Below are 3200 nucleotides of genomic sequence, written 5' to 3' on the forward strand. Positions count from 1 at the left end.
ACCGCGGTGCTGCCGGGCGCCACGGAGTCGGAGCCCTTGCCGCCGGCCATGCGGGCATGATGGCCGTGATGGGCACGGGCCGGCGCGGCATTGCCCTGGGTCTGGCCGTCATCCGAACCGTCGGTGGATGCTTCGGTGATGCTTTGCGCGGAGGTGGGGGCCGCGAAGCCGCCCTGCGCGCTGATCTGGCTGAAGTCGGACTGCACCTTCAGCAGCGACGCCATCAGGTCGCTCGACAGCGCCGGGCTGGACGCTTTGCTGCCGGAGGAGGTCGTGGCCGCCGCGCCGGCCGACGGGCTCGCGCCGTCGCTCGCCACCGCGAACGCGTTCGCGTCGGTCTGCTGCGCCGACGCACCGCGCGTCTGCCGCAGGGCACTGATGAGATCCCGCTGGAGGCTGCTGCTCGTGACCGAACCGACCGACATGATACGTCCTCGCGAAAGTCCTTTTTCGGGACGATGCACGCTGCGGTCCAGAATTTTGCCTGTGACTTCAAGGGCCAAGACGGGCGGTGGGCCGGCAGGATCGGCCACGCGGCAGATTTTGCCGGCTCGGGGGCAGTGGCTTGGCCCGGGCGGACGGCCAAGCGCGCGTCTCCTACCCTTTATAAAATCGCGGCTTCACGGAACGCGGGTCGGATGCTTCTCGGCCGGAAGAGAAGTCGCTCCGCGGTAGGCACAGGCCCTCCCTCCCCCCTCTGCGGGCTAACGGATTCACACGTCTTTCCGGAACACTAAGGTTCTGGAAGAAAGGCGCGTTTTCCCCTCCCCGCAAGGGGGGAGGAGAGCGCGTCTCGGCCAGGGATGTGTGAATACCGTAGGTCGCCAGGGGAGGAGCGCGCGGCGCGCCTCGCCGAAGACGATGTGTGCATACGCCAGCCCGCAAAGGGGGGAGTGAGACGCGCTTGGGGTGAGCCTTCGCCCTTATCCGGCAGCGTTGTGTGAACCCGATGGCCCGCACGGGAGAGCGGGCCCGCCGCGGCCTGCGGGCCCGATGAAAGCACGGCCCTACCCCGCCGATCCTCATGCGATCCTTATAAGATCGCCCGCCTCTCCATCTCGAACCCTAACGTGGTTCACGCCCACAATCCGGGTCGGACGGGATCGGTCGCGGCATGGCCGCCGGCCGCCCGCAGAACCGAAACGGACCCCGTCATGCTCGACCTCATCTTCATCGCCGCGGGACTGGCCTTCTTCGCCCTGGGCGAAGGCTACGCCGTCCTCTGCGACCGCCTCTGACGAGGCGTGTCCATGACCTTTGCCATGACCCTCGACCTGACCCTCGGCGCGCTCGTGACCCTCGGGCTGCTCGGTTACCTCACCTACGCCCTCGTCCGCCCCGAGCGGTTCTGAGCGGCACGGACGGACCCCTCCCATGACTCTCAACGGCTGGATGCAGATCGCGCTCTACTGCGCGGTCGTGTTGGCGCTCGTGAAGCCCCTCGGGCTCTACATGACGCGCGTCTTCAACGGGGAGCGTACGCTCCTCTCGCCGATCGTGGCGCCGGTGGAGCGCGCATTCTACCGCGTCGCCGGCATCGACGCCCGGCAGGAGCAGCATTGGCTCGCCTATGTGGGCGGGGTGATCCTGTTCCACCTGCTCGGCTTCGCGGTGCTGTACGCGATCCTGCGGCTGCAGGCGTTCCTGCCGCTCAACCCGGCCGAACAGGCCGCCGTGGCGCCGGACCTCGCCTTCAATACGGCCACGAGCTTCGTCACCAACACCAACTGGCAGGCCTACGGGGGCGAGACCACGCTCTCGTACCTGGCCCAGATGCTCGGGCTCACGCACCAGAACTTCCTGTCGGCGGCCACCGGCATCGCCGTCGCGGTGGCGCTGATCCGCGGCTTCGCCCGGGCCTCCACCGGCACCATCGGGTCGTTCTGGGTCGACGTCACCCGGGCGACCCTCTACGTCCTCGTGCCGCTCTGCATCCCCTACGCGCTGTTCCTGGTCTGGCAGGGCGTCCCGCAGACGCTCGGCGCCTCGGTCGACGCGACCACGCTGGAAGGGGCAAGGCAGACCATCGCGATCGGCCCGGTGGCGAGCCAGGTCGCGATCAAGATGCTCGGCACCAACGGCGGCGGCTTCTTCAACGCCAACGCCGCGCACCCGTTCGAGAACCCGACCGCGCTGTCGAACTTCGTCCAGATGGTGTCGATCTTCGCGATCGGGGCCGCCCTGACCAACGTGTTCGGCCGCATGGTCGGGGACGAGCGCCAGGGCTGGGCGATCCTCGGCGCGATGGGGATCCTGTTCCTGGCCGGCGTCCTCGTCACCTACTGGGCGGAGGCGCAGGGCAGCTCCGTACTCAACGGCTTCGGCCTCGCGGGCGGGAACCTCGAAGGCAAGGAGGTCCGCTTCGGCATCGTGGCCTCGGCGCTGTTCGCGGTGGTGACCACGGCCGCATCCTGCGGCGCGGTCAACGCCATGCACGACAGCTTCACGGCGCTCGGCGGCATGATCCCGCTCATCAACATGCAGCTCGGTGAGGTCGTCATCGGCGGCGTCGGGGCCGGCCTCTACGGCATGCTGGTCTTCGTCATCGTGGCGATCTTCGTGGCCGGCCTGATGGTCGGGCGCACCCCCGAATACCTCGGCAAGAAGATCGAGGCGCGGGAGGTCAAGATGGCGATGCTCGGCATCCTGTGCCTGCCGCTGATGATGCTCGGCGGCACCGCGCTGGCGACCGTGCTGCCGGCGGGCCTCGCCGGGCCGGCCAATGCCGGGCCGCACGGCTTCACCGAGATCCTCTACGCCTACACCTCGGCGGCGGCCAACAACGGCTCGGCCTTCGGCGGGCTCACGGCCAACACGCTGTTCTACAACAGCACCCTGGGCCTCGCGATGCTAGTCGGCCGGTTCTTCGTGAAGATCCCGGTGCTCGCCATCGCGGGCTCGCTCGCCGCCAAGAAGACGCTGCCGGCCTCGGCGGGCACCTTCCCGACCCACGGCGGGCTGTTCATCGGGCTGCTGGTCGGCGTGATCCTGATCGTCGGCGGGCTGACCTTCTTCCCGTCCCTGGCACTGGGGCCGGTGGTCGAGCACCTCGCCGGCGCCGCCGGCCAGACCTTCGCGACAGGAGGCTGAGATGCCGCGCACGCTCCCGACCCAGCGCATGCCGCGCCATCACCTCCTGCTGCACCGGGCACCCCCGCCCCGGCACCGGGCCGGCGCGCCGCCGCCGCGGACCTCCGACC

The 3200-nt window shown here is 69.3% G+C and carries 3 protein-coding genes and 1 pseudogene; 3 read left to right on the forward strand and 1 reads right to left on the reverse strand.

Features of this window, described 5'->3' with window-relative positions; translation table 11 throughout:
* Positions 1-533: pseudogene (locus tag FV228_RS24670) on the reverse strand (hypothetical protein); the annotation flags it as partial.
* Between the two features lie 537 nt (positions 534-1070).
* Here FV228_RS24670 and FV228_RS33405 point away from each other — a divergent pair.
* The 3 genes from FV228_RS33405 to kdpA are packed head-to-tail and all read left to right on the forward strand — an operon-like array spanning position 1071 to position 3090.
* On the forward strand, positions 1071-1238 hold the full coding sequence (locus FV228_RS33405; protein WP_187277892.1) for a hypothetical protein: 168 nt from the start codon (positions 1071-1073) through the stop codon (positions 1236-1238).
* A 12-nt stretch (positions 1239-1250) separates the two neighbouring features.
* A complete protein-coding gene (locus tag FV228_RS24675) occupies positions 1251-1352 on the forward strand; it encodes a K(+)-transporting ATPase subunit F (RefSeq protein WP_210247817.1) in 102 nt (33 codons plus the stop codon).
* 22 nt (positions 1353-1374) lie between these two features.
* Positions 1375-3090 carry a potassium-transporting ATPase subunit KdpA gene (kdpA, locus tag FV228_RS24680; protein WP_147856967.1) on the forward strand — a complete coding sequence of 572 codons (1716 nt, stop codon included), beginning with the start codon at positions 1375-1377 and terminating at the stop codon, positions 3088-3090.
* Positions 3091-3200 lie beyond the last annotated feature (110 nt).

The organism is Methylobacterium sp. WL18, assembly GCF_008040015.1.
Taxonomy (GTDB): domain Bacteria; phylum Pseudomonadota; class Alphaproteobacteria; order Rhizobiales; family Beijerinckiaceae; genus Methylobacterium; species Methylobacterium mesophilicum.